Source organism: Anaerospora hongkongensis (assembly GCF_004339805.1).
GTDB classification, from domain to species: Bacteria; Bacillota; Negativicutes; order Sporomusales; family DSM-15969; genus Anaerospora; species Anaerospora hongkongensis.
This window is the reverse complement of record NZ_SLUI01000001.1, coordinates 379,876-404,306: the sequence shown is the minus strand read 5'-3', so window position 1 is coordinate 404,306 and position 24,431 is coordinate 379,876. Positions and strand designations below refer to the sequence as shown.

The 24,431-nt window shown below is 46.4% G+C and carries 28 protein-coding genes and 1 other annotated feature; of the genes, 26 read left to right on the top strand and 2 right to left on the bottom strand.

Annotated elements, in window-relative coordinates; translation table 11 throughout:
- The first annotated feature begins 3 nt into the window (after positions 1-3).
- The 12 genes from proC to pyrR all read left to right on the top strand — a co-directional run bounded on the left by proC (position 4) and on the right by pyrR (position 10,010).
- Positions 4-819: a pyrroline-5-carboxylate reductase gene (gene proC / locus EV210_RS02165; RefSeq protein ID WP_132074874.1), complete on the top strand. Its 816-nt coding sequence runs from the start codon at positions 4-6 to the stop codon at positions 817-819.
- Positions 816-1,601 carry a YlmH family RNA-binding protein gene (locus tag EV210_RS02160; protein WP_132074871.1) on the top strand — a complete coding sequence of 262 codons (786 nt, stop codon included), beginning with the start codon at positions 816-818 and terminating at the stop codon, positions 1,599-1,601. The genes proC and EV210_RS02160 overlap by 4 nt, the downstream gene beginning before the upstream one ends.
- A 26-nt stretch (positions 1,602-1,627) precedes the next feature.
- Positions 1,628-2,080 carry a DivIVA domain-containing protein gene (locus EV210_RS02155; RefSeq protein WP_132074868.1) on the top strand — a complete coding sequence of 151 codons (453 nt, stop codon included), beginning with the start codon at positions 1,628-1,630 and terminating at the stop codon, positions 2,078-2,080.
- Between the two features lie 56 nt (positions 2,081-2,136).
- Positions 2,137-2,355: a binding site (T-box leader), on the top strand.
- Positions 2,356-2,391: 36 nt separating this feature from the next.
- On the top strand, positions 2,392-5,178 hold the full coding sequence (gene ileS, locus EV210_RS02150) for an isoleucine--tRNA ligase (protein ID WP_132074865.1): 2,787 nt from the start codon (positions 2,392-2,394) through the stop codon (positions 5,176-5,178).
- Positions 5,179-5,274: 96 nt separating this feature from the next.
- Positions 5,275-5,577 (top strand): DUF5665 domain-containing protein, encoded by a 303-nt coding sequence (locus EV210_RS02145; RefSeq protein ID WP_132074862.1) that lies wholly within the window; start codon positions 5,275-5,277, stop codon positions 5,575-5,577.
- Between the two features lie 25 nt (positions 5,578-5,602).
- On the top strand, positions 5,603-6,247 hold the full coding sequence (locus tag EV210_RS02140; protein WP_243650396.1) for a TraR/DksA C4-type zinc finger protein: 645 nt from the start codon (positions 5,603-5,605) through the stop codon (positions 6,245-6,247).
- 101 nt (positions 6,248-6,348) lie between these two features.
- Complete coding sequence (locus tag EV210_RS02135) at positions 6,349-7,059, top strand: TVP38/TMEM64 family protein (RefSeq protein ID WP_132074856.1); 711 nt, start codon at positions 6,349-6,351, stop codon at positions 7,057-7,059.
- A 122-nt stretch (positions 7,060-7,181) separates the two neighbouring features.
- Positions 7,182-7,349 carry a DUF362 domain-containing protein gene (locus EV210_RS02130; RefSeq protein WP_132074853.1) on the top strand — a complete coding sequence of 56 codons (168 nt, stop codon included), beginning with the start codon at positions 7,182-7,184 and terminating at the stop codon, positions 7,347-7,349.
- Between the two features lie 305 nt (positions 7,350-7,654).
- Complete coding sequence (locus tag EV210_RS02125) at positions 7,655-8,032, top strand: methylglyoxal synthase (protein WP_132074849.1); 378 nt, start codon at positions 7,655-7,657, stop codon at positions 8,030-8,032.
- 36 nt (positions 8,033-8,068) lie between these two features.
- On the top strand, positions 8,069-8,521 hold the full coding sequence (gene lspA, locus EV210_RS02120) for a signal peptidase II (protein WP_132074846.1): 453 nt from the start codon (positions 8,069-8,071) through the stop codon (positions 8,519-8,521).
- Entirely contained in the window at positions 8,518-9,441 is a 924-nt protein-coding gene (locus tag EV210_RS02115) for an RluA family pseudouridine synthase (RefSeq protein ID WP_279388468.1), read from the top strand. The genes lspA and EV210_RS02115 overlap by 4 nt, the downstream gene beginning before the upstream one ends.
- Positions 9,442-9,458: 17 nt before the next feature.
- Complete coding sequence (pyrR, locus tag EV210_RS02110; RefSeq protein WP_132074843.1) at positions 9,459-10,010, top strand: bifunctional pyr operon transcriptional regulator/uracil phosphoribosyltransferase PyrR; 552 nt, start codon at positions 9,459-9,461, stop codon at positions 10,008-10,010.
- A gap of 56 nt (positions 10,011-10,066) precedes the next feature.
- Here pyrR and ylbJ read toward each other — a convergent pair whose 3' ends face one another.
- Positions 10,067-11,320: a sporulation integral membrane protein YlbJ gene (gene ylbJ, locus EV210_RS02105; protein ID WP_132074839.1), complete on the bottom strand. Its 1,254-nt coding sequence runs from the start codon at positions 11,318-11,320 to the stop codon at positions 10,067-10,069.
- Between the two features lie 95 nt (positions 11,321-11,415).
- Here ylbJ and EV210_RS02100 point away from each other — a divergent pair, with 95 nt between their 5' ends.
- Entirely contained in the window at positions 11,416-12,246 is an 831-nt protein-coding gene (locus EV210_RS02100; protein ID WP_132074836.1) for a patatin-like phospholipase family protein, read from the top strand.
- On the opposite strand, the gene EV210_RS02095 is transcribed toward EV210_RS02100, so the two are convergent.
- Positions 12,185-13,426, bottom strand: coding sequence for a nucleotidyltransferase (locus tag EV210_RS02095; protein ID WP_132074833.1), 1,242 nt, complete (start codon positions 13,424-13,426; stop codon positions 12,185-12,187). The two genes, EV210_RS02100 and EV210_RS02095, sit on opposite strands and share 62 nt — an antisense overlap.
- A 191-nt stretch (positions 13,427-13,617) precedes the next feature.
- On the opposite strand from EV210_RS02095, the gene EV210_RS02090 reads away from it, so the two are divergent.
- The 13 genes from EV210_RS02090 to rnc all read left to right on the top strand — a co-directional run bounded on the left by EV210_RS02090 (position 13,618) and on the right by rnc (position 24,384).
- Positions 13,618-14,820, top strand: coding sequence for an acetate/propionate family kinase (locus EV210_RS02090; protein WP_132074830.1), 1,203 nt, complete (start codon positions 13,618-13,620; stop codon positions 14,818-14,820).
- Positions 14,821-14,954: 134 nt separating this feature from the next.
- The gene (locus tag EV210_RS02085) at positions 14,955-15,461 is read left to right on the top strand and encodes a YceD family protein (protein WP_132074827.1); all 507 of its coding nucleotides are present in this window, start codon (positions 14,955-14,957) and stop codon (positions 15,459-15,461) included.
- A gap of 48 nt (positions 15,462-15,509) precedes the next feature.
- Complete coding sequence (rpmF, locus tag EV210_RS02080; protein ID WP_132074824.1) at positions 15,510-15,692, top strand: 50S ribosomal protein L32; 183 nt, start codon at positions 15,510-15,512, stop codon at positions 15,690-15,692.
- Between the two features lie 154 nt (positions 15,693-15,846).
- Positions 15,847-16,401: a transcription factor FapR gene (fapR, locus tag EV210_RS02075; RefSeq protein WP_132074821.1), complete on the top strand. Its 555-nt coding sequence runs from the start codon at positions 15,847-15,849 to the stop codon at positions 16,399-16,401.
- 14 nt (positions 16,402-16,415) lie between these two features.
- Positions 16,416-17,438: a phosphate acyltransferase PlsX gene (gene plsX, locus EV210_RS02070; protein ID WP_132074818.1), complete on the top strand. Its 1,023-nt coding sequence runs from the start codon at positions 16,416-16,418 to the stop codon at positions 17,436-17,438.
- Positions 17,425-18,441, top strand: a complete 1,017-nt coding sequence (locus tag EV210_RS02065; protein WP_132074815.1) for a beta-ketoacyl-ACP synthase III — start codon at positions 17,425-17,427, stop codon at positions 18,439-18,441. The genes plsX and EV210_RS02065 overlap by 14 nt, the downstream gene beginning before the upstream one ends.
- Positions 18,442-18,493: 52 nt before the next feature.
- Positions 18,494-19,384 (top strand): enoyl-[acyl-carrier-protein] reductase FabK, encoded by an 891-nt coding sequence (gene fabK / locus EV210_RS02060; RefSeq protein WP_243650399.1) that lies wholly within the window; start codon positions 18,494-18,496, stop codon positions 19,382-19,384.
- Positions 19,385-19,396: 12 nt separating this feature from the next.
- Positions 19,397-20,341: an ACP S-malonyltransferase gene (fabD, locus tag EV210_RS02055; RefSeq protein WP_132074809.1), complete on the top strand. Its 945-nt coding sequence runs from the start codon at positions 19,397-19,399 to the stop codon at positions 20,339-20,341.
- A 1-nt stretch (position 20,342) separates the two neighbouring features.
- Positions 20,343-21,086, top strand: coding sequence for a 3-oxoacyl-[acyl-carrier-protein] reductase (gene fabG / locus EV210_RS02050; RefSeq protein WP_132074806.1), 744 nt, complete (start codon positions 20,343-20,345; stop codon positions 21,084-21,086).
- A gap of 36 nt (positions 21,087-21,122) precedes the next feature.
- On the top strand, positions 21,123-21,359 hold the full coding sequence (locus EV210_RS02045) for an acyl carrier protein (protein WP_132075109.1): 237 nt from the start codon (positions 21,123-21,125) through the stop codon (positions 21,357-21,359).
- An 88-nt stretch (positions 21,360-21,447) separates the two neighbouring features.
- Positions 21,448-22,395: an NAD(P)H-dependent flavin oxidoreductase gene (locus EV210_RS02040; protein WP_132074803.1), complete on the top strand. Its 948-nt coding sequence runs from the start codon at positions 21,448-21,450 to the stop codon at positions 22,393-22,395.
- 16 nt (positions 22,396-22,411) lie between these two features.
- Positions 22,412-23,653 carry a beta-ketoacyl-ACP synthase II gene (gene fabF / locus EV210_RS02035; protein WP_132074800.1) on the top strand — a complete coding sequence of 414 codons (1,242 nt, stop codon included), beginning with the start codon at positions 22,412-22,414 and terminating at the stop codon, positions 23,651-23,653.
- Positions 23,654-23,655: 2 nt separating this feature from the next.
- Positions 23,656-24,384, top strand: coding sequence for a ribonuclease III (gene rnc, locus EV210_RS02030; protein ID WP_207900625.1), 729 nt, complete (start codon positions 23,656-23,658; stop codon positions 24,382-24,384).
- The last annotated feature ends 47 nt before the right edge of the window (positions 24,385-24,431 follow it).

The following is a 24,431-nucleotide window of genomic DNA, read 5'->3' as shown; positions in this document are numbered from 1 at the left end:
CATATGTTTACTAATCAATACGTTGGATTTATCGGCGGTGGTGCAATTGCCGAAGCGTTAATTCGCGGGATTTTGCAGGCAGGTTTGTTACAGCCGGCGCAAATTCTGGTGAATGATGTTAATGAGAACAGGCGTGCATTCTTAGAGGCTTCTTATGGGGTGACAGCCATTGCCGATAGCCAGCTGCTTGCGGCGAAAGCCGATATTTTATTTCTAACTGTAAAACCAAATGTCGTAGAACCTTTATTAACCACAATTGCCAAGGCTATCTTACCGCAGACAATTGTCGTTTCCGTAGCAGCCGGAGTCCGGCTGGCCGCATTGGAGGAAAAACTACCCAATAATCCGATTATCCGGGTTATGCCCAATACGCCTGTGGCAGTTGGTGAAGGGATGTCAGTGCTTGCGCTCGGCAGCCGCTCCTGTTCGGAGCATGGGGAGAAGGCGGCAGCTTTATTTAATGCCGTTGGCAAGACGGTTATGGCTGGTGAAGAGTTAATGGATGCCGTAACGGGACTCTCCGGCAGTGGACCGGGCTATGCCTTTGTATTGATTGATGCACTGGCAGATGCTGGCGTAAGAGTAGGACTGCCGCGGCAGATGTCGATCCTGTTAGCCGCGCAGACATTGCTGGGTGCTGCGAAAATGGTGTTGGAAACAGGGGAGCATCCTGCCAAATTGCGCGATGCCGTCACGTCTCCCGGAGGAACGACAATAGCCGGCATTCATGTGATGGAACAACGGGGAGTAAGGGCTGCACTCAGTGATGCTGTAGCTGTTGCTTGTGAAAGGTCTCGTGAAATGGGGAAACGTAAGTGAGCGAAAGAGAAAAGATTATCCGATATTATCGCTCCAGCGGTGATGCAGAACTGGCTGCAAAGCTGATTGATCTGGCCGATAATGCCCTTCGCAGCCGGAAATACCGGGTTAGCGAATTTCTTGATCCTTATGGTTATAGTATTGCCGAAACGATTGCTGCCCATTATCCGGGACTTGCTTTACAGAGCGAGGGTGGATATAACGGAGCAGAAAGGGTACGTGTCGTTTTTGCCGAGCCTGATTTTCCCGGCAGGATAGATTTTGCCATCACTGCCCTGGCTGTTACCTGGGACGGCCGGCATCACCAGCTCGGGCACAGGGATATATTAGGGGCACTCATGAGTCTGGGCGTAAAAAGAGAACTGTTTGGCGATATTATTTTAAAAGGTGATAGCTGCCATATTATTGCCGATACAACAATAGCGACCTATATCACCCAGAATTTACTGAAAGTAGCTGCTGCGCCTGTAAGTATACAGGTAGTTGAACTAACGGCTATTGAACCGCGTGAAGAGAAGATGAAAGAGATCCGGTCAACGGTAGCTTCTCTCAGGCTCGATACGGTCGCAGCAGTCGGGTTTGGCATTTCGCGTACTAAAATGACTTCGGAAATAGAGGCAGACAAGGTGAAGGTCAATTGGCAGCAAGCGAAAAGCGCGTCGCAAACGGTTAAAGCAGGTGACATCATTTCTATGCGGGGGCGAGGCCGGGTAGAAGTATGCGAAATTATCGGACAGACTCGTAAAGGCAGGATCAGCCTCTTATTGAGGCGATTTTTGTAAGTCAGCATGCAGGGGAGGCAGGAGAAATGCTAACACCTTTAGATATCCATAATAAAGAGTTTAAGCGCAGTTTCCGGGGTTACAGTGAAGAAGAAGTCGATGAATTTCTAGATCGTGTTATAAAAGATTATGAGCAGTTGTACCGCGACAATATGGAATTGAAGGAAACGTTGGAGCGGATTAACAGCAAACTGGAACATTATCAGCACATGGAGAATACCTTGCATAATACGCTGGTTATTGCCCAGGAAACTGCTGAAGAAGTCAAGCTCAATGCCAAGAAAGAAAGCGAGCTGCTGATGAAGGAAGGCGAAATCAGGGCGCAAAAGCTGGTAGATGAGGCGACTCTTAAAGTACGGCGTGCTCTTAGCGAATACGATGACTTAAAGAAGCAAACCAGTGTGTATAGAACACGTATGCTGACGCTGATACAAGCGCAGATGGAAATGCTGAAGACAAGTCAGGAAGAGGAAAATTGACGGACTCGATTTGACTTCCTTTATCTGGCTCAGTATAATAAATAAGAGTATAGCAACGAAGAGTTATGAGGGAGCCAGTAGTTACAATATCTGTTCTACAGCGAGCCGGAGATTTGGTGGAAGTCCGGTGAACGTTTGCAGCGAATATCACTCCTGAACTGCAAGCTGAACTGCAAATTCGGCAGCCAGGCTTTGCCGGTAACGACCGTTATCCGTTACACGAGTGACTTTTGTCATTAGGGTGGTACCACGGGAACAAACCTCTCGTCCCTTACTAGGGATGAGAGGTATTTATTTTGGAGGTGTCTTTTTTGGATTATAGTAAAACCCTTAATCTGCCCCAGACTGAGTTTCCGATGCGGGCTAATTTGCCTGAACGGGAACCGCAAATGCTGTCTTACTGGTCTGATGAAAATATTTATGCAAAGAAAGTAGCGCGCAACCAAGGTAAAGCTAAATTTGTTCTACACGACGGACCGCCCTATGCGAATGGAAATATCCATATTGGAACCGCATTAAATAAAATTCTCAAGGATATCATTGTTAAGTATAAGTCGCTTCAGGGCTTCGAAGCGCCCTATGTGCCCGGCTGGGACACACACGGACTGCCGATCGAGCATGCGGCAATCAAGATTCTGGGACTTAACCGCCACGAGTTAAATCCGCTGGATTTACGCCGTGAGTGCAAACAGTATGCGTTGAAATGCCTGGATATGCAGCGGGAAGATTTTAAGCGGCTGGGTGTCAGCGGTGATTGGGAAAATCCTTATGTCACGCTGTACCCGGAATATGAAGCCAAACAAATAAAAGTTTTTGGTGAAATGGCTAAACAGGGCTATATCTATAAAGGACTTAAGTCGGTTTATTGGTGTACCTCTTGTGAGACTGCCCTGGCTGAAGCCGAAATTGAGTATGCTGAGAAAAAGTCCCACTCCATCTATGTTAAGTTTCCAGTGATTGATGACAAAGGCAATTTGCCGGTGGGAGTGAATCCTGAACAGGTTTTTGCCGTAATCTGGACGACGACCCCCTGGACAATGCCTGCTAATGTTGCGATTTGCGTTAATCCCGAGCTGGAGTATGTCTGGGTACAAGCCGGTCAGGAGATCTATCTGCTGGCTGCCGGTTTGGCGGAGTCTGTCATGAAGGCGGCGAAGATCGAGGAGTATACAATTCTAGCAAAACTAAAAGGCGCCGATCTGGAAGGAATGATTTTTTCTCATCCGTTCATTGAACGCGAGTCTCCTATTGTACTTGGCGATCATGTTACGCTGGAACAAGGGACGGGCTGCGTGCACACTGCCCCCGGACATGGCCAGGAAGACTTTGAAGTGGGCATGAAATACGGCTTGCCGATCATTAATCCGGTTGATCATGCGGGACGCTTCACCGCTGAAGGCGGCAAATTTGAGGGCCTCTTGGTGCATGACGCCAATGTTCCGGTCATTAAAGAACTGGCAGAACGGTCTATGCTGCTTGGCAAAGGTTCGGTCAAGCATCAATATGCTCACTGCTGGCGCTGCAAAAATCCGATTATCTACCGGGCAACTGAACAATGGTTTGCATCAGTCGATGGCTTCCGTGATGCTGCGCTGAAGGCAATTGAAGAAGTCCAGTGGATTCCCGAGTGGGGTGAAGAACGCATCCGGAATATGGTTCGTGACCGGCAGGATTGGTGCATATCGCGGCAGCGGGTGTGGGGACTTCCCATTCCGATTTTCTATTGCACAAAATGCAACGAGCACATTATCAATGATGCGACCATAACGGCCGTTTCCGATTTGTTTAAAGTGGAAGGCTCTGATGCCTGGTGGGCCAAATCAGCAGCGGAAATATTGCCTGCAGGCTTTAGCTGCCCGCATTGCAGTCACACAGAATTCCGCAAAGAAACGGATATTATGGATGTCTGGTTTGACAGCGGCTCAAGTCACGCTGCCGTATTGGAAACCAATCCTGCCCTTAAGTGGCCTGCTGATTTGTATTTAGAAGGCAGTGATCAGCATCGCGGCTGGTTCCAGTCTTCCCTCTTAACTTCAGTGGCTACCCGTGGGCGTGCGCCTTACAATGCCGTGCTTACCCATGGCTTCGTAGTTGACGGTGAAGGCCGCAAAATGTCCAAATCCGTGGGGAATACTATTTACCCCCAAGATGTAATCAAGCAATACGGAGCAGATATTCTGAGATTGTGGGTTGCTTCGGCGGATTACAAGGCGGATATCCGTATTTCCAATGATATTTTGAAACAAATGTCAGAGGTGTACCGTAAAATCCGCAATACTTTCCGGTATATCCTCGGTAACTTAGCCGATTTTAATCCGGGAACAGACCGGGTTTCCTATGATCGTCTGTTGGAAATTGACCGGTGGGCACTGCTTCGCCTGGAGCAGGTACGGGAAAAAGTAACACAGGCGTATGATGCCTATGAATTCCATACCTTATATCATACGGTACACAACTTTTGTGCAATTGATTTAAGCTCTATTTATCTGGATATTCTCAAAGACCGTGTTTATACGGCTAAACCCGATTCTGTCGAGCGGCGTGCCGCTCAGACGGCAATGTACGAGATACTGGATACACTGGTGCGGCTTGTTTCGCCTGTACTGACCTTCTCGGCGGAAGAGGTTTGGCAGCATATGCCGAAAGTGGCTGGAAATCCTGAAAGCATTCAATTGGCTGACTGGCCAGCGGCCCGCAGTGAATATTTAGATAAGCAGCTTGAGGACAAATGGAACAAATTATTAACTGTTCGCAGTGAGCTAACCAAGGCGCTGGAGCAGGCTCGCCGTACGAAAGTAATCGGACATTCACTTGATGCCGCAATTGCTATCTATGCTTCCGATGACGTTTATGAGCAACTGAATGCCCTGGGTGAAGAACTTGCTACACTTCTCATTGTTTCGAAGGCCAATGTGAAACAAGGGGTGCAGCAGGCTCCGGACAATGCCTACCGCTCCGCGGAATTGCCGCTGGCAGTAGTGGTAACTCCTGCGCAGGGAGAAAAATGTGAACGGTGCTGGATTTACAGTGATACAATTGGTGAAGACTCTGAGCATGGCACTTTATGTGAACGTTGTGCCGGCGTTCTTAAAGCGTAAATAGCAATCAAGCCGTTAAAAAGTTGTCATGACTTTTTAACGGCTTGATTTTTTTTGCCGGTAGCGGAGATACTAGGTGAAGTGGAGGCCGATTGCATGGATAAAGAGTTTAAGCAGGCTGAATTTATGGCTGTTCAGCTGGAAAAACTAGTCAGACAGCTGGAAGCGATGCGTGTAGCCCAATATATGGAACTCCTGGAAAAACCGGCCCGGCTGATTTTTATTAATTTTGTGGCGGGAATATCCCGGGGCTTAGGGATTGCAATAGGTGCAACGCTTGTGTTTGCGCTGATGATTGAAGGGCTCCGGCAGTTAATTCTGCTTAATATTCCCGGCATAGGGAATTTTATTGCCGATATCATTCGTATTGTTGAAAGCAAAAATGGTGGAACATTTTAGATTATTGACTGGGAGTGAGCAGCCTTTGAAGCAGGAAAAAGTAGAAGCGTTTGTTAAGCAGCTGCAAAATGAAAAAAAGAGATTGATGGAAGAAATTGACGCTCTCGAAGAAGGGGGACTGGGTGATACCCTCTCCTATTCGGTAGGTGAGCTTTCCGTGTATGACAATCATCCGGCAGATATCGGTGATGAGTTGTTTGAGCGCAGCAAAGACGTTGCGTTACGGGACAATGCTCATGTTTTGCTGGAAAAGGTAGAGGCCGCTCTTGCCAAAGCGGATAATGGTACGTATGGAGTATGTGAGGGATGCGGTGAGCATATTCCCCTTGAACGCTTAGAAGCAATGCCTTCGGCAGCACTGTGTATCCAGTGTCAGCAGGCGGCAGATGATGTCAGACCAATACCGCGTCCCCTGGAAGAGGCTATACTGGAGCCGCCTTTTCAACGGACATTTATGGATCAGAGTGAAACGGAAGCAGTAGGGTTTGACGGCGAAGATGCCTTGCAGGCTGTGCTGAAATTCGGCAGTTCTGATTCACCGCAGGATATTCCGGGGTCATATGATTACAAAGCTCTCTTTCCCAATAGTAATGAACATCAGGGCATTGTAGAGAAGACCGATGCCATTCCCCAAAATACTAACGCTGTTGAAAACAAAACCGAGCGCTAGCCGTGCTTGGTTTTGCGTTTCTTTGTAGGCCGATATATTTTGCTTTTGTGCAGTACCTGGCATTGCTATAATGAAAGTATGGTAATGAGGGAGGGAGCTTAGTGTCAGATCCGGCAACGACTAAATCTTATGTAGTGAAAATAGGCGTGTTAGCACTGGCTCTTGCCGCCTATTTTTATTTGCCGGGGATACAGGAATTTATCTCGAGTGGAGTAGCCTACCTGCGGCTTAGAAATTTTGAGGGTTTGCGGCAATTTATCCTCTCTTACGGTGTTTGGGCTCCTGTCACCAGTATTTCCTTAATGGCGATTCAATCCATGGTTCCATTTGTTCCGGGAATTGCCATTACCATTACAAATGCCTGGATATTTGGCTGGGAATTAGGCGCATGTTATTCCTGGATTGGCGCGCTGTTAGGGGCTACTATTGATTTTGGGATTGCCCGCTGGTATGGCAGGCCGGTGGTCGAGAGATTCATTAATGGAAAAATGCTGGATAAAGCAGATGGTTTTTTTAAAAAGAATGGTGTTTTAGCTGTGTTTATTACCCGCTTAACGCCAATTGTTCCTTTTAAGGTAATCAGTTATGGCGCAGGGCTGACCCAAATGCCGTTTAGCCGCTTTGCCGTCGCAACCGGAGTCGGACAGACACCTGCTATTGTTTTGTATTCCTTTATCGGGCAAAATCTAACCCGCAGCTTGCGGGCAACGGTCACAGTAACGTCTTTGCTTATGATATTGGGCATAACTGCCTATTATTATCGGGATAGACTGGAAAAATATTTTTTTTCTCAGAATGATGAGGAGTCGTAACGGGATAAAAAGTAGAATATCTGCGATATTAATAATGTCGTGAACAATATTTTTTTTATCACTGTTCATTGGCAGTTTATGTTATAATATAGTTAACAAAATATGGGGGGTGAATTAGCCAAATGTACATAATTAATAGCGACTGTATTAAGTGCGGCGCATGTGCTTCGGTTTGTCCCGTAGGTGCGATCTCCGAAGGTGATGCCCAATACAACATTGATGAACAGTGCATCGACTGTGGTTCATGCGCAGCTGTGTGCCCCGTAGGAGCCATCAGCCCCGGCGAATAAATAATAAGTCCAGCCTTATGCTGGACTTATTATTTTTTTGTGAGAGCGAAAATAACCGCCGTAAAGATAATGCTTGTCAGCTGGTTATGAGCAATGCTTAGAAATAGCGGAATTGAGGCATGTTATAGCAGTATGGATTACAAATAGGTGCGCGAAACTTTTTCTGCAGATTGGCTTTTTGTATCCAAAAAGCCGTTTGGATAGAGTAAAACATAAAGTTTAGGCGCAGCAGCGAGCTGCGCTTCTTTACGTTTGCAAAAATATTGAGTATCATGTAAATAATACCAGGAAAGCAGGTGAAAAAATTGAAAACAATTGCACTAATTGCTCATGACCGGAAGAAAGAAGAAATGGTATTATTTGTTGAAGAGCATTTGTCTGTTTTGCAAAAACACAAACTGGTGGCGACTGCTACTACCGGCAAACTCATTCGGGAAAAAACAGGCCTGGAAGTTACGACTTATTTATCCGGACCGCTGGGCGGAGATATGCAGATTGGGGCACTAATTGCCAGCCAAGCGATTGATTTTGTTATTTTCTTGCGTGATCCGCTGACAGCACAGCCTCATGAACCGGATATAACGGCGCTGCTGAGAGTGTGCGATGTTCATAATGTTCCTGTGGCTACTAATGCATGCTGCGGCCATATGCTGCTTGCAGGATTGCAGCAGGAAGCCCGCTAACCGAATTAGTTTTATTTTGGATGGGAGCGAAGATATGTGCCGATATTAATATTGGCAATGGCAGTTGTCGTCATTGATCAATGGTCTAAATATTATGTGCAAACGCATATGAGCCTGGGAATGTCTATTCCACTGATTCCTTCAGTTTTTCATTTAACTTATATTTTGAATCCAGGTGCGGCTTTTGGAATATTGGAAAACCAAAGGACATTTTTTGTAATCGTCGGTCTGCTGATGATTGGTGCCGTAGTGTATTTATACCCGCGTATTCCTGCTAACATGAGACTGCTCAGGCTAGGAACCGGCCTGATGATGGGCGGCGCCGTCGGCAATGTTATTGACCGGATTCAAACTGGTCATGTAGTAGATTTTTTTGATTTTCGTATCTGGCCAATATTCAATATTGCCGACATAGCGATTGTTGTTGGCGTGTCATGCATTATTTATACCTTGCTATTTATTGCTGAGAAAAAGGATGAGACAAATTGACCACGGAAAAGCAGTATTGTCTGCAGGTTTCAGAAACAGAAGAAAACCAACGGATTGATATTTATCTGGCACAGCATATGGGAATATCCCGTTCCCATGTGCAGAAAATCATAGCTGCAGGCCAGGTTTGGGTAAACGCGAAAATCGTAAAAGCTAATTATAAAATGGCCTGCAATGATTGTGTCAAAGTGATATTGCCTGAAGTGCAGCCAGCTGAAATCAAGGCTGAAGCCATTCCTTTGTCCGTTGTATATGAAGATAATCATATGATTATTATCAATAAACCGCGTGGTATGGTTGTTCATCCTGCGGCGGGAAACTACAGCGGGACACTGGTTAATGCGCTCTTGGAACACTGCCGGGATTTATCGGGCATTAACGGGGTAATTCGCCCGGGGATTGTTCATCGTCTGGATAAAGATACTTCCGGGGTGATGGTTGCCGCCAAAACTGACCAGGCGCATCTTAATCTGGCCTTGCAGATAAAAGATCGTCAGGCCAGTCGTAAATATATTGCTATCGTCCATGGCAACATTAAAGAAGAACAGGGTGTAATTAATGCGCCAATCGGCAGGCATCCTGTGGATAGAAAAAAAATGGCTGTTGTGTTTGCCAATAGTAAAACGGCAATTACCAACTTTAAGACAGTCGAACGGTTTGGCAATTATACGGTAGTAGAATGCAAGCTGGAAACGGGGCGTACTCATCAAATCCGGGTACATATGGCTCATATAGGTCATCCGGTTGTGGGCGATCCTAAATATGGACCGGAAAAGCAGCATTTCAGTATTAATGGGCAAGCGCTCCATTCTGCACAGCTATCGCTTTCCCATCCTGTTACCGGCGAGAAAATGTGTTTTTCTGCACCATTGCCGGCCGATATGGAAACGATTATTACCAGTTTACGAAGAGTCAAGTAAAGAGGGGAGAATGAAAGATGACGGTTTTTGCCGACAAAACGGTGATTATGGACGCTCAGGCTATTCGCAGGGCAATTATTCGTGTCGCGCACGAGATCATTGAAAAGAATAAAGGGGTTCAGGATGTGGTGCTGGTAGGTGTCAGGACCCGGGGCGTACCGTTAGCGGAGCGCTTAGCGGCCGAAATTGAAGGCATTGAGGGCATTCAGGTACCCGTAGGAATTTTGGATATTACCTTATACCGGGATGATCTATCCACGCTGGGGCATCAGCCGATTGTTCATGAAACACAGATTGCTGTAGATATTAATGGCAAAAAAATTATTCTGGTAGATGATGTCTTGTATACGGGCCGCACTGCGCGAGCGGCTCTTGATGCTATCGTTGATATTGGCCGTCCGGAAGTCATTCAATTGGCAGTCCTGGTTGACCGCGGTCATCGGGAATTGCCGATTCGTGCTGATTATGTCGGTAAGAATGTGCCAACATCACGCAAGGAAATTGTTAGTGTCCAATTAGCAGCTGTTGATAAGGCTGAGCAAGTTGTCATTAAAGAGATCGTAGAATAAAAGAAACCCGGTGTCACTTCACTTGGAAGGTGCACCGGGTTTTTTGCTAATATGATTCAGCTTTTCGCATAAGAATAAAGCGTTTTAATTAAATTGAGGGCAATGGACAGCATAATTAATATACCAAACAGCAATAAAAACTGATAGAAAACCTGTTCCGTTCTGGAGGCCCACGAGGTCCAGGAGTTTGCACTGCTGATGGTATAAGCGGTGGGGACTATTAAAGACTTTGTGACTTCCTGGGCTGGACCGAGCAGCAAAAAGGTAAGAACAGCTGCAAAGACGGCGTGGAGAAAACGTGCCACCATGTAAGGCCCCATACGAATGCCGGATTCAATAACAATACTTGCTACCTGTCCGTGAACGGATAAGCCGCTCCAGGCGATAATGGCACTGGCAATGGCAACTCTTTGCGCAAGCGGTGCATCTGCCTGGCTTGCTACCATGGAGCCAATATCCAGTTCGAATAAACCGCTTACCAAAGCGGGGGCCAGAGAGGTACTCAGCCCAATAAGGTGCAGCCAGAATGAAAAAAAGGCAGTGAATATGTCAGTTAAGCCAATGACGGAAATAATACGCAAGAATACGGAAAACAATATAATAAATCCGCCAATGAGTAAGATGGTATTCATTGACGTTTTGACGGAGTCTCCCAGTAATTGACCTAGCGAGCGTTTATCTTCCTGCCGGGCTTTATAGAGTGCCCGAAAAGCCCGGACGATAATATTCACCTGGTTTTTTTTCTGGCTGGTGATCTCCAGCTGATCGCGGCTTCGCCCGTGAAACCGAAAGATAATGCCAACTAAGAAGCTCGCAAGATAATGAGCAAGGGCAATGGTGGGACCCAGTTCTGGCATGGCAAACATACCGACTGCCACAGCGCCAAACATAAACAAGGGATCTGCGGTATTCGTAAAGGAGAGAAGGCGTTCTGCCTCCACGGCAGTGCATAGCTGGCTCTGGCGGAATTTACAGGTGATGACGGCGTCCATCGGATAGCCGGAAGCAAGGCCCATTGACATGGCAAAAGCTCCGACACCGGGAACATTAAAAATCGGACGCATCAACGGTTCCAGCAGTACTCCAATAAAGTGGACAATGCCAAAGCCCATTAAAATTTCGGATAGAATGAAAAAAGGGAGCAAAGAGGGGAAAACTACATTCCACCACAAATTCAGTCCCATAATGGCCGAGTCGAAAGCTTCTTTTGGATATTTGACCATTGCAACTGTGATAAATAAGATGCAAAAGGCCATACAATATGTTAGAAAGCGGGAACGGTAGTTTCTTCCCTTGCTCCAGCCACTCATAAAAATAATCTCCTCCTTTGCCAGGCGTCTGTTACTATATATATGAGGAGACAGAGGTAATATAACTACTTAAACAATTTCCAAAGGAGGGTATTATGAGACCCAAGATTGGTTTAGCTCTTGGTGCGGGAGGCCTTAGGGGGCTTGCGCATGTTGGCGTTTTACGCGTACTGGAACGGGAGAATATCCCGATTGACTATGTTGCCGGCTGCAGCATCGGCAGTTTGATTGGGGCCTTGCACTGCGCAGGTCTTGATTCGGAAACCATATATAAGCTCGCTAAGCACTTGAAGCGGCGGCACTGGATCGATTTTGTCATTCCGAAAATGGGGATCATATCGGGTGACCGCGTACTGGCAATGCTAAGGCTGCTGACAAAGCAAAAACAATTTGAAGAGTTAGCCACGCCGCTGGCGGTTATTGCCACAGATCTGGGCAATGGGAAGGAAGTGGTTTTTACCGAAGGTGATGTGGCAACTGCTGTTAGGGCAAGTGTGTCTGTTCCAGGAGTGTTTGTACCGTATCAGCTGGGAGATATTATGTATGTTGATGGAGCGGTACTCAATCCGACACCGATCGATATAGCCCGTAAGATGGGGGCGGATTTTGTCATTGCTGTCGATTTGGCGCACCGAGGCGAAACAGGCCCGATTACCAATCTGTTTGACGTTATTATCCAGGCTATCAATATTATGGAAAGGCAGATGTTTAAGCAGCGTCAGGAAGAATGCGACGTGCTGATCAGGCCCAATGTAGCCCATCTCTCACCAAGCTCATTTGAAGCTATTGACGAATGCGTCGCACTGGGAGAGCAGGCTGCAGAGGCACTATTACCGGAAATTAAACGGATTTTAGACGACAATATCAGGGAAGAAAGCTGGGAGAGTGCAGAAAGTCAAGACCACCAATTCGAAATTCAGGATTAGGATAACCTAAGGAATAGATATCACTGGCTACTGTATCTAAGGCAAGCATTTGCTGAAGCAGCGAGAGGCTGGCGGAATTTCGCCGCTGGCTGTCCAACGTTTTCGTTGTTTTGGTAATGAGAGGCAGCTGAGCATTCTGCTTCAGGTGACGCAGAATTTCCTGCCCTTTGCTGTTAAAGGCCAGGACCCTTGCATAAAGCGGACCAGCAGCATCAAAGTGTGCTAAAGCGTGCTTGGTGGTCCCCAGTAACGTGTGGACAGCAATGCGCTGCAGCCGTGTCCGGGTATAGCGCTTGCTTTTTATCGATGTCAGCAGTGTTTCCAGGCTGGTTGCCTGAAGAGCACAGGATTGAATTTTATAGTGCAGTCCTTCCGTAACTTCGGGGACTGCTTCCAGTTGACTCAGTGGAAGGGTGCGGAGCTTCGCTAATAACATATCACCGAAGAAATTAGCCGCTACAGGACCTTTTTGAATGTTGAGCTGGCGGTGAAGCACAGCGAGGCTGCTCTCGGGCAAGGCGGCCTTAATTTCGGGGATCAGTGCCTTGTGTGTTAGCAGGGCACTGCGGATGGCGGTGGCACTGGCAATCGGCCCAGAGATGACCGGCTGATGGTAGGCGGCTTGTTCACGGGCAACTGCAGCGGGAATCATCTCTGGCGCCCAGTGCCGTATAGCCCGGAGATACTCAATAGCCAGAATATTATTTGGCGTCAGCAAGAAATCTGACGCGAGTCCCGTTTGCGCGGCTACGGCATTGGATAAAGCTTTGGCATAAGGCAGTCCTGCTTGAATGCTGGTACGAAAGACTTCGGCAGTATCGGGCTGCCCGAATGCATTTGCAGCGGCAGACAGCCTTTCTAGATCAGCTTGTTCAGCGCCGAAGCAGAGATATTGGACACCCAGCGCTGCAAGCAGCCGTACGCTGCCTGTGGCAAAAAACTGAGCGCTGCGGACTGCAAAAGCAAAAGGCAGTTCGATGACAAGATCGACGCCTGAGGCCACGGCCATTTCGGCGCGGGACCATTTATCAAACATAGCGGCTTCGCCCCGCTGGACAAATTGGCCGCTCATGACAGCGATAACGTGGGTACAGTTGGTCAGTTCACGGGCTCTGTCAATATGAAAGGCATGTCCGTTATGAAATGGATTATATTCGGCAATAATACCAGTTAGTTTCATGGTTGCACCTGCTGTTTAATAAGTTTCATTTTCTGCTGAATAGACACATTTATCTATATTTTACAACATTTTGATAAAGCGGTAATACTTATTTTAAACGGAAGGGAAAATAATAGAAGTGTCGAAGATAAAATTTTGTAATAAACTATCGGATGTTTGTCTGACGAAGGAATAAGGGGGAAATACAGTTCATGAAAGTTTTAGTTGTCAACTGTGGAAGCTCGTCGATTAAATACCAGTTATTTAATATGAGTGACGAGAGTGTACTTGCCAAAGGGTTGGTAGAAAGAATTGGTCTGGAAGGAGCTGTCCTGACTCATCAGCCTGCTGGTAAAGATAAAGTGGTCATTACCGGTGATATCAGCAACCATAGTGTCGGGATTAAATTAGTGCTGGAAGCATTGGCTGATGCCAATCATGGTGTTATTGCCAGCATGAAGGAGATTGTAGCCGTAGGCCACCGCGTAGTCCATGGTGGTGAAAAGTTTGCCGACTCCGTATTAATTACTCCTGACGTTATGCGGGCGCTGGAAGAGTGCATTGAAATGGCTCCGCTCCACAATCCACCTAACATTCTGGGTATTAATGCCTGCGCAGAACTTATGCCTGGCGTTCCTCAAGTAGGGGTATTTGATACTGCCTTCCACCAGACAATGCCGAAAGCTGCTTTCCTCTATGGCCTTCCCTATGAAGCGTATGAAAAATACGGCGTCCGCCGTTATGGCTTCCATGGAACCTCACACAAATATGTGTCCCAAAGAGCAGCTGAAATGATGGGGCAGCATATGAGCAACCTGCGGATTATTACCTGCCATTTGGGCAACGGCTCCAGTTTGGCAGCGATTAAATATGGTAAAGCAATTGATACCAGCATGGGCTTTACTCCTTTAGAAGGTCTGGTTATGGGAACACGCTGCGGCGAAATTGATCCGGCAATCATTCCTTTTCTAATGAAGAAAGAAGGAATGTCTCCTGATCAAATGGATGAATATCTCAATAAAAAGTCGGGTGTACTCGGTATTTCCGGGGTTTCCAGTGACTTTAGGGATATTGAAGATGCAGCCGGTGAAGGAAATGAAAGAGCCCAGCTGGCATTAGATGTATTTGCCTATAAAGTACGCAAATATGTTGGCGGTTATGTAGCATCCATGGGTGGCGTTGATGCCATTGTTTTCACTGCCGGACTGGGTGAAAACTCCATTGAAATGCGGGATAAAATTTGTAATGGTCTGGAATACCTGGGAACGCGCATTGACCATACTAAAAATAACGTTCGTGGCAAAGCGCAGGAAATCAGCGTAGACGGAGCCAAGGTGAAAATCTTCGTTATTCCGACAAACGAAGAGCTGGTTATTGCCCGCGATACGAAAGCGATTTGCGGCAGCTTAATCTAGCTAAAACAAGGGCGGCATTTGCCGCCCTTTATTTTTGAAAATTTGTGTTGCTGCTCTTTATTTGGCGAAGCCTCGAATTTCTTGACAAACCATAATGGCGTGGCTATAATAGATTAAGGTCGAGGTGGAAAAAGATGAAAATAAATATTGCCCAGGCCAAACAGGAGATTGGCAGTACGTATCAGTTTCAATTTGCCGCTTGCAGTGACGAACTTGGCTTTGATGAGGATGTTCCGTGGAAAGGAAATGCCATTACCGTTGCAGGTCAACTAACAAATACCGGTCGTGTTCTAGAAGTTCAAGGTGTTATCAAGACATCCGGAACGTATAGCTGCGGTCGTTGTTTGGAACAGTTCTGCACCGATATTGAGGTTGCTTTTTCAGAGAATTATCTGGCAGCCGGTTCTGAGGCAGAAGGCGAAGATGCTCTTTTCTATGAGGGCGATGAAATTGATATTACTGATTTGGTTCGTGAAAGCATCTTGCTTGCCGAGCCGCTTAAAATTGTGTGTAAAGAAGAATGCAAAGGGTTATGTCCCGTTTGCGGCACAAATTTGAATGCAACCGCCTGTTCCTGCGACAGAGACTCTGTTGATCCTCGATTGGCAGTGCTTCAGAAACTGTTGCAAACGAAATCATAATCCGATATTACATGTCTTGCAATTGTCTTGTTAAGGAGGTGGATACTAATGGCAGTACCAAAGCGTAAAATGTCCAAGGCTCGTCGTGACAAACGTCGTGCTAACTGGAAATTGACTATTCCTGGTTTAGTTGAATGCACTCAATGCCACGAAAAGAAAATGCCTCATCGTGTATGTCCCGAGTGTGGGTATTATAAGGGCAAAGAAGTTGTGAAAGCAGCAGCTGAATAAAATGGCGTATGGTGAGCATGATAAGGGCGATTATATCCCTTACCAGCTCACTTTTTATTTTTTCGTGATTTGACTTGAATTTTTACTATCTGGTGTTATAATATTGATTAGCATTTGGTATTATTACTTGCTTATAAAAATAGGTGGTAGAGTTATGGCGCGAATCCAAAAGAAGATTAGGCAGGAACGGCTGAAGGAAAAACTACATAATAGCCCTTTTCTAACCGATGAAGAACTGGCGGTTTTTCTGGATGTCAGCGTTCAAACTATTCGTTTGGATCGCCTGGAATTAGGAATACCGGAACTGCGTGAGCGCGTTAAGGCTATGGCAGAAGAGGCACAGACCAAGTTGAAAGCGATTGCCAGCGGCGATGTTATTGGTGAGCTGATTGATTTGGATTTGGGGAAAAGCGGTATTTCGATTCTTACTGTAACACCGGAAATGGTTTTGGAAAAAACGAAAGTAGTAAGAGCTCACTACATTTATGCGCAAGCAAACTCTTTGGCACTTGCGGTTATTGACGCACCTGCGGCAGTCACCGGTGTTGCTAATATAAAATATAAGATTTCAGTACATCTGGGGGAAAAGTTAGTCGCAAAAGCAGAAGTAATGAAAAAACGGGGCAATAAATATTTTGTTTGGGTTAAAACTAGGAATGAAACGCAAGAAGTATTTCGGGCCAAGTTTATTATGGCGTCACTGGACTAACGAGGGGAGAATGTATGAAGATTGCTGTTGATGCAATGGGCGGCGATTTTGCACCTGAAGAGATTGTCTTAGGCGCAATTGAAGCTGTTAAGGAATACGATCTGGATGTCGTGCTTGTTGGCGATGAAAATAGAATTAATCCCTTACTGCAAAAGCAAGATGGGATTGTAAGCGATCGCATCAGTGTTTATCATGCGAGCCAAACCATCGATATGGATGAACATCCAGGCGTGTCGGTGCGTAAGAAAAAAGATGCGTCGATTGTTGTAGCAACGCGATTGGTTAAAGAAGGGGTATGTGATGCGGTAGTGGCGGCAGGCAGTACGGGCGCCGCGGTAGCGGCAGCCATGTTTGGCCTGGGGCGGATCAAGGGTGTAGCCCGGCCGACCATTGCTACGCCAATCCCCAATTTAACGGGGACGACGATTTTGCTTGACTCAGGAGCAAATGTTGACTGTAAACCCAAGCATCTTGTGCAAAGTGCGGTAATGGGTTCCATATACTCCGAATATGTGCTGGGGATAGCAAAGCCTAGAGTCGGTCTGCTAAATATCGGGGAAGAGGAAACCAAAGGAAACGAGCAGACGCTGACAACTTTCCCGCTATTAAAGCAGCTTACGACAATTAATTTTATCGGTAATGTTGAAGGCCGCGACATCCCGAAAGGTACGGTAGATGTCGTTGTTTGTGATGGTTTTGTCGGCAATGTGGTATTAAAGCTTGGCGAAGGACTTGCCAGTGCTATTATGCAGCTTATTAAAGAAGCGATAAAAGGCAGCGGGTTCTTGACAAAGATTGCTTCGCTGGCGGTTTTGCCGGCGCTCAAGGGCTTAAAGAAGAAGCTGGATTATGCCGAATACGGTGGAGCACCTTTGCTGGGTGTCGATGGTGGCTTTATTATCTGCCACGGCAGTTCCAAAGCAAAGGCAATCAAAAATGCCATCCGCGTAGCGCATGAAATAGTGGAACAAAAAGTGATAGAGCATATTCGAGACAGTATTGCTAAGGAGGGAATTGTTACCAATGACAACGAATGACAGAAGTGTCGGTATTTTAGGAATTGGCAGTTGTGTGCCGGATAAAATTCTTACCAACAAGGATTTAGAAGCAATCGTTGAGACATCTGACGACTGGATCGTTGACAGGACAGGCATACGGGAACGGCGTATTGCCGATGCTGCTACAGCTACCTCTGATCTTGCAACAGGTGCGGCGCAAAAAGCTTTGGCTGATGCCGGAGTTGACGCGGCTGATATTGATTTGATTATTGTAGCAACCGCTACTCCGGATATGTTTTTCCCTTCGGTAGCTTGTCTGGTACAAAATAATCTGAAGGCAACCAAAGCTGCTGCTTTTGATTTGGCGGCGGGCTGCTCAGGTTTTGTCTATGGACTTGTTACCGGCACTCAGTTTATTAAAGCAGGCCTGTACAAAAAGATTCTGGTCATTGGGGCCGAAACACTATCCAAAATACTGAACTGGGAAGACCGCAATACCTGTGTATTGTTTGGTGACGGAGCAGGCGCAGTAGTTCTGGGAGAAACGGCTCCAGGTTATGGTGTTCTAGGGGCCAACTTAGGGGCTGACGGCTCCGGCGGGGATCTGCTTAAGCTGCCGGCAGGGGGATCACGGTTGCCTGCTTCGGCTGAATCTGTCAGCCAAAAATTGCATTTTGTGCATATGGATGGGAATGAAGTTTTCAAATTTGCCATTAAAGTAATGGGTGAAGCGGCCAATGCGGCCCTGGCAAATGCCGGGCTGACTGCCGCTGATGTTGATTTACTTATTCCGCATCAAGCCAATATACGTATCATCCAATCAGCTGCAAAGCGGTTGAAGCTGCCCATGGAGAAGGTTTTTGTCAATGTCCATAAATACGGCAATACTTCTGCGGCCTCTATTCCTATTGCGCTTGAGGAAGCATTACATTCAGGTCAAATTAAACAAGATGACATACTTGTTTTAGTCGGGTTCGGTGCAGGATTAACATGGGCTTCTTGCGTCATAAAATGGTGCAAGGAGGATAAAACTATTGTTTAATAGCAAACTATGCCAATTATTGAATATTAAATATCCCATTTTACAAGGTGGAATGGCTTGGGTGGCTACAGCCGAGCTGGCTGCTGCCGTTTCGAATGCCGGTGGGTTAGGGGTAATCGGCGCCGGACATATGCCTGCAGACGTTTTACGCAATGAGATTCAAAAGACAAAAGCGATGACGACAAAACCTTTTGGTGTCAATATTATGCTGATGTCGCCTTTTGTCAAAGACGTTATGCAGGTTGTAATTGATGAACGGGTGCCTGTTGTGACAACCGGTGCCGGTAATCCGGGCGAATACATTCCCCGCCTGAAAGAAATTGGGGCCAAGGTCATTCCGGTCGTAGCTTCAGTTGCACTAGCTAAACGTTTAGAAAGAATTGGCGTAGATGCAATAATTGCAGAAGGAATGGAAAGCGGCGGCCACGTAGGTGAGGTTACAACCATGGCGTTAGTACCTCAAATTGTGGATGCCGTATCCGTACCCGTTATTGCTGCAGGTGGTATTGGTGATGCACGGGGAATTGTTGCTGCTTTTGCATTAGGCGCACAAGGCGTCCAAATCGGCACACGTTTTGTTGCATCCACCGAATGTATCGCACATCCTAACTATAAAGAAGCTATTTTACGGGCCAAAGAGCGCTCTACAGTTGTCACCGGCTTATCTACCGGGCATCCGGTACGGGTTATTGCCAATAAATTGACAAAAGAATTTTTCCGCATGGAAAAAGAAGGAGCTACGCCTGAGGAACTGGATAATCTGGGAGCAGGAAAGCTGAAAATAGCAGCCAGAGAGGGCGATGTGCAGCATGGCTCGGTTATGGTTGGTCAAGTAGCCGGTTTAGTTAATGATATTAAGCCAGTGGCAGACATTCTTGATGAAATTATTCAGGGTTTACCAAAGGTGATTACGGGTATCAATACCAATATTGATGCAAAGTGAGAGGGTGAAACTATGAGTCAAAAAGCATTTGTTTTTCCAGGTCAGGGATCACAAACAGTAGGAATGGGTAAAGAACTGTATGAACGCTTTGAATCGGCCAAGGCAGTATTTGATTCGGCAGATGAAGCGTTAGGGTTCTCGATAACAAAGCTGTGTTTTGAGGGGCCTGAAGAAGAATTACGCAAGACTTATAACACGCAGCCTGCTATTTTGACAATGAGTGTCGCTTGTTATCAGGTATTGAAAGAGCATGGCATTGAGCCGGATATTGTGGCCGGTCACAGTTTGGGTGAATACTCGGCCTTAGTAGCTGCAGGTTCACTTGAGTTTGCCGATGCTGTACGCTTAGTGCGCAAGCGGGGACAGTTTATGCAAGAAGCCGTTCCCCTTGGTGAAGGCAGTATGGCAGCAATTTTAGGGGTAGATCGTGATCTTGTTGTCGAAATATGTCAAAAAGCGCAACAGGAAGTCGGTGCTGTTCAGGCTGTTAATTTTAATTGCCCAGGACAAATCGTCATTGCCGGACAGGCCGCTGCTGTTGAAAAAGCGGTTGAGCTCTTAAAGGCAGCTGGGGCCAAACGGGCAGTTATGCTGCCGGTAAGCGCGCCCTTTCACAGTACCCTGATGCAGCCTGCAGCTCAACGTCTCGCAGTCGAACTTGACAAGATAACGGTTAAGGATGCCGCCATTCCTGTTGTAGCCAATATTAACGGTCAAATTATAAAAACAAGTGAAGAAATTAAGGCTTCGCTTGTTGAGCAAGCAGCTAATCCTGTTTTGTGGGAAGATTGTGTTGCTCAAATCGTCAATCAGGGGGCTTCGCAATTTGTTGAGGTCGGTCCGGGCAAGGTTCTTTGCGGCTTTACCAAGAAAATTGCGAAGGATGCAACGAATCTCAACGTAGAAGATCTAGCATCTTTACAAAAAACCCTTGATTATTTCAAGGAGGTTCGTTAAAATGCATTTAGACAGTAAGGTGGCAATTGTTACCGGAGCATCACGCGGTATCGGCCGAGCTGTGGCCTTTGCCTTAGCAAAGAGCGGTGCGAAGCTGGTTGTGAACTATGCCGGTAATGCCAAAGCCGCCCAGGAAGTCGTTGATACGATTGTTGCTCAAGGCGGTCAAGCTGTCGCCATCCAGGCTGATGTGGCGGATGCCGATGCGGTGGAATCGTTGGTAAAACAGGCGATTGAGCACTTTGGCCGCATTGACATATTGATCAATAATGCCGGCATCACCCGGGACACATTATTGATGCGCATGAAAGAATCTGACTGGGATGCAGTGATGAACACGAACCTAAAGGGAATTTTTCATTGTACCAAAGCAGTTTCGCGCGTTATGATTAAACAAAAGGCCGGCAAGATTATTAATATGACGTCGGTCGTCGGAATAACCGGCAATGCCGGGCAGGCTAATTATGCAGCTGCTAAGGCCGGTGTTATCGGTTTCACAAAATCAATGGCGAAAGAACTGGCTTCCCGTAACATTACGGTAAATGCAATTGCGCCGGGCTTTATTGCCACTGATATGACCGATGTTTTATCTGAGCAGGTTAAAAATGATTTGGCTCAAAGCATCCCGCTGGCTAAATTAGGAGCTCCGGAAGATGTTGCTAATGCGGTTGTTTTTTTAGCATCTGATTATGCGAACTATATTACTGGGCAGACTTTAAATGTTGACGGCGGTATGGTAATGTAAGAGTGAAAAGCTCATTTTTGGAAGGAGGTGAATTTGATGACCACTTTTGATAAAGTGAAAGAAATCGTAGTTGAACAGCTTGGCGTTGATGAAGCCGATGTAGCTATGGATTCCACGTTTATTGACGACCTTGGCGCCGACTCTCTGGATATCGTAGAGTTGATTATGGCTTTTGAAGAGGAATTTAACATTGAGATTCCTGATGAAATAGCTGAAAAGATCAAGACTGTTAGAGACGCTGTCGAATACATAGACAAAGAAAAGCAAGGCTAAACGCATTACCGTAAAAGAGAAAGTCCCGTGGAATTGTTTCGCGGGACTTTCTTAAAGGTAAGGGCTGCATTGAATGGAGGAGTTGTTCTTGAAACTTCCGGAATTGAAAATAGGTCATCTTGTGGCCAAAGTACCTATTATTCAAGGCGGGATGGCTATTAGAATATCCACTGCCCGTTTGGCCGCTGCTGTGGCGGAACAAGGGGGCATCGGTTTAATAGCTGCATCCGGTATGCCTTTTGATGAACTAAGGCACGAGATTCGTTTGGCACGCTCATTGACAAAAGGTATTATTGGCATTAACGCAATGGTTGCTGCCAGAGAGTTTGCCGGACTTGTCAGAACTGCAATTGAAGAAGGTATTGACCTGGTTGTAGCAGGTGCTGGTTTTTCTCGTGATATATTTGCTATTGGTAAAGAGTCAGGTACTCCCATCGTTCCCATTGTGTCATCTGCAAAGTTGGCAAGAATTTCCGAATCGTTAGGCGCTTCAGCCGTTATTGTTGAAGGTAAAGAAGCTGGTGGACATCTGGGTACTGATCAATCGGTCCGTACTTTACTGCCTGAGATTAAAAAGGCGGTGAAAATTCCGGTGATTGGTGCAGGCGGTGTAATCAGTGGACGAGATATTGTTGAACTTCTCTCTTTGGGCGCTGACGGCGTTCAGATGGGAACACGGTTTGCTGCTAGTGTCGAGTCTAATGCTGCTCCGGCCTTAAAAGAGTTTTACTTAAAGGCTAAGCCGGAAGATGTAGTTTTAATTAAGAGTCCGGTCGGTCTGCCTGGGCAAGCTGTAAAAAATCCTTTTGCTACGAAAATTCTTGAAGGTACTGCCCCGTTGCCTGATTCCTGTGATGCTTGTTTAAAACATTGCGAGCGCAACTTCTGCATTATTAAGGCACTTATTCGTGCGCAGCAGGGTGATGTGGAAACAGGCCTTGTTTTCACAGGCGAGTACATTCATAAAATAGATGAAATTCTTCCTGTAAAAGAAATTTTTTCCAGGCTTCTTAAAGAAGTGGAAGAGATAAAATAACCGCGAGGTGGAAAAAGTGAAGAAACGTGTTGTGATTACAGGACTTGGCGCAATTACTCCGATCGGAACCGGTAAGGATGAGTTCTGGAATGCCTTATTGGGCGGCAAGTCAGGTATTACTCGTATTACCCGTTTTGACCCAAGCGAATATGCTACGCAGATCGCTGGCGAAATAAAAGATTTCGAGCCAGGCAAATTCATGGACAAAAAAGAAGCCAAAAGAATGGATCGTTTTACTCAGCTTGCAGTTGCTGCGACAAAACTGGCTTTTGAAGATTCCGGTATGGATTTGGAAGCCGAAGATAAGAACCGGATTGGTACCTTGATTGGTACAGGCATTGGCGGAATGGATTCGCTTCACGATCAGTATAAAGTGCTGTTTGATAAGGGGCCGAACCGCATTAGTCCGTTCTTTGTTCCCATGATGATTGCCAATATGGCCGCAGGCCAGACTTCGATTACCTTTGGCCTGCAAGGACCCTGCAGCTGTGTGGTTACGGCTTGTGCCACAGGTACAAATGCAATTGGTGATGCCTTCAAAATTATTCAGCGCGGCGATGCCGATGTAATGGTAGCAGGTGGTACGGAGGCTGCAATTTCACCTAGCGCTGTTGCAGGCTTCTGTTCGATGAAAGCAATGTCTACCCGCAACGAAGAGCCTGAAAAGGCTTCCAGACCATTTGATAAAGACCGCAGCGGTTTTGTAATGGGCGAAGGCTCAGGAATCGTTATTCTCGAAGAGCTTGAGCATGCGCTTGCCAGAGGTGCCCAGATTTATGCCGAATTAGTGGGATATGGCAGCAATGCCGATTCCTATCACATTACTGCGCCTGCTCCTGAAGGGGTACAGGCGGCAAAATGCATGGCGATGGCATTAAAAGATGCCGGACTAACACCGGAGGACATTGATTATATTAATGCTCACGGTACTTCTACTCCGCTGAATGATAAAAATGAATCGTTGGCGATCAAGAGCTTATTTGGTGAGCATGCAGCAAAATTAGCGATTAGCTCCACCAAATCTATGACCGGTCATTTATTGGGAGCAGCTGGCGCTGTCGAATGTATTGCTACTGCCTTGACAATTTATACTGGTAAAGTTCATCCTACGATAAACTATGAAACTCCTGATCCTGAGCTTGATCTTGACTACGTACCGAATGTGGCGCGTGAGAAAACGGTTAATGCAGCACTTTCCAATTCCTTTGGCTTTGGCGGGCACAATGCGACTATTCTGTTGAAAAAATATGAAGTGTGATTGTGAACGGTAAAAAGGGAATTGATAAGCAGCGGCTTGCTCAGTTACAAGAGCTTTCTAGCATTTTGCAAATACCTTTTGGCAATTACGAGTTGCTGCACCAGGCGTTAATTCATACCTCTTTTGCTAATGAAAGCAAAGAGGCTGGCGTACAACATAATGAGCGATTAGAGTTTTTGGGAGATGCGGTGCTTGATCTGGTGGTTGGTGAGGTACTGTTTAAGCAATTTCCTCAACTTCCGGAGGGGGAGCTGACAAAGGCGAGGGCTCGCATTGTCTGCGAACCTACGCTGGCCAGCAGTGCTACCAAACTTTGCCTCGGCAGCTATTTGCTGCTTGGCAAAGGGGAAACTGCTTCGGGTGGACGTCGGCGGATATCCATTCTCGCTGATGCCTTTGAAGCAATTATTGGCGCTATTTATCTGGATAGCGGCTATGCCAATGCATACCGGTTTATTGTTGAGCACTTACAGGGAGAACTGAATCTGGTCAAAAGCGGTGAATATGCTAATGATCATAAAACCTTGCTGCAAGAGGTTATTCAGCGGCAGGGAGAGCAGAAAATTTCCTATGAAGTTGTCAATGAAGAAGGACCGGATCATGACAAAACGTTTATGGTAGCAGTTTGTGTGAATAGCAAGCTCTTAGGCTCAGGGCAAGGTAAGAGCAAGAAGGAAGCCGAACAGAATGCGGCCAAGCAGGCATTGGAAAAATTCAATGGATCGAATTAGCGGGAGTGGCTGATGCCACTCCTTTTTTATTAAGCGCATGTGCATAA

Coding starts and splice junctions, on each gene's coding strand:
- fabG (WP_132074806.1), top strand. CDS start 20,343: ATGCATTTAGACAGTAAGGTGGCAATTGTTACCGGAGCATCACGCGGT.
- fapR (WP_132074821.1), top strand. CDS start 15,847: ATGGCGCGAATCCAAAAGAAGATTAGGCAGGAACGGCTGAAGGAAAAA.
- ylbJ (WP_132074839.1), bottom strand. CDS start 11,320: ATGAGTGGCTGGAGCAAGGGAAGAAACTACCGTTCCCGCTTTCTAACA.
- EV210_RS02085 (WP_132074827.1), top strand. CDS start 14,955: ATGAAAATAAATATTGCCCAGGCCAAACAGGAGATTGGCAGTACGTAT.
- EV210_RS02065 (WP_132074815.1), top strand. CDS start 17,425: ATGACAACGAATGACAGAAGTGTCGGTATTTTAGGAATTGGCAGTTGT.
- EV210_RS02130 (WP_132074853.1), top strand. CDS start 7,182: ATGTACATAATTAATAGCGACTGTATTAAGTGCGGCGCATGTGCTTCG.
- EV210_RS02155 (WP_132074868.1), top strand. CDS start 1,628: ATGCTAACACCTTTAGATATCCATAATAAAGAGTTTAAGCGCAGTTTC.
- EV210_RS02095 (WP_132074833.1), bottom strand. CDS start 13,426: ATGAAACTAACTGGTATTATTGCCGAATATAATCCATTTCATAACGGA.
- proC (WP_132074874.1), top strand. CDS start 4: ATGTTTACTAATCAATACGTTGGATTTATCGGCGGTGGTGCAATTGCC.
- fabK (WP_243650399.1), top strand. CDS start 18,494: ATGGCTTGGGTGGCTACAGCCGAGCTGGCTGCTGCCGTTTCGAATGCC.
- EV210_RS02090 (WP_132074830.1), top strand. CDS start 13,618: ATGAAAGTTTTAGTTGTCAACTGTGGAAGCTCGTCGATTAAATACCAG.
- EV210_RS02100 (WP_132074836.1), top strand. CDS start 11,416: ATGAGACCCAAGATTGGTTTAGCTCTTGGTGCGGGAGGCCTTAGGGGG.
- fabD (WP_132074809.1), top strand. CDS start 19,397: ATGAGTCAAAAAGCATTTGTTTTTCCAGGTCAGGGATCACAAACAGTA.
- pyrR (WP_132074843.1), top strand. CDS start 9,459: ATGACGGTTTTTGCCGACAAAACGGTGATTATGGACGCTCAGGCTATT.
- EV210_RS02045 (WP_132075109.1), top strand. CDS start 21,123: ATGACCACTTTTGATAAAGTGAAAGAAATCGTAGTTGAACAGCTTGGC.
- plsX (WP_132074818.1), top strand. CDS start 16,416: ATGAAGATTGCTGTTGATGCAATGGGCGGCGATTTTGCACCTGAAGAG.
- rpmF (WP_132074824.1), top strand. CDS start 15,510: ATGGCAGTACCAAAGCGTAAAATGTCCAAGGCTCGTCGTGACAAACGT.
- EV210_RS02145 (WP_132074862.1), top strand. CDS start 5,275: ATGGATAAAGAGTTTAAGCAGGCTGAATTTATGGCTGTTCAGCTGGAA.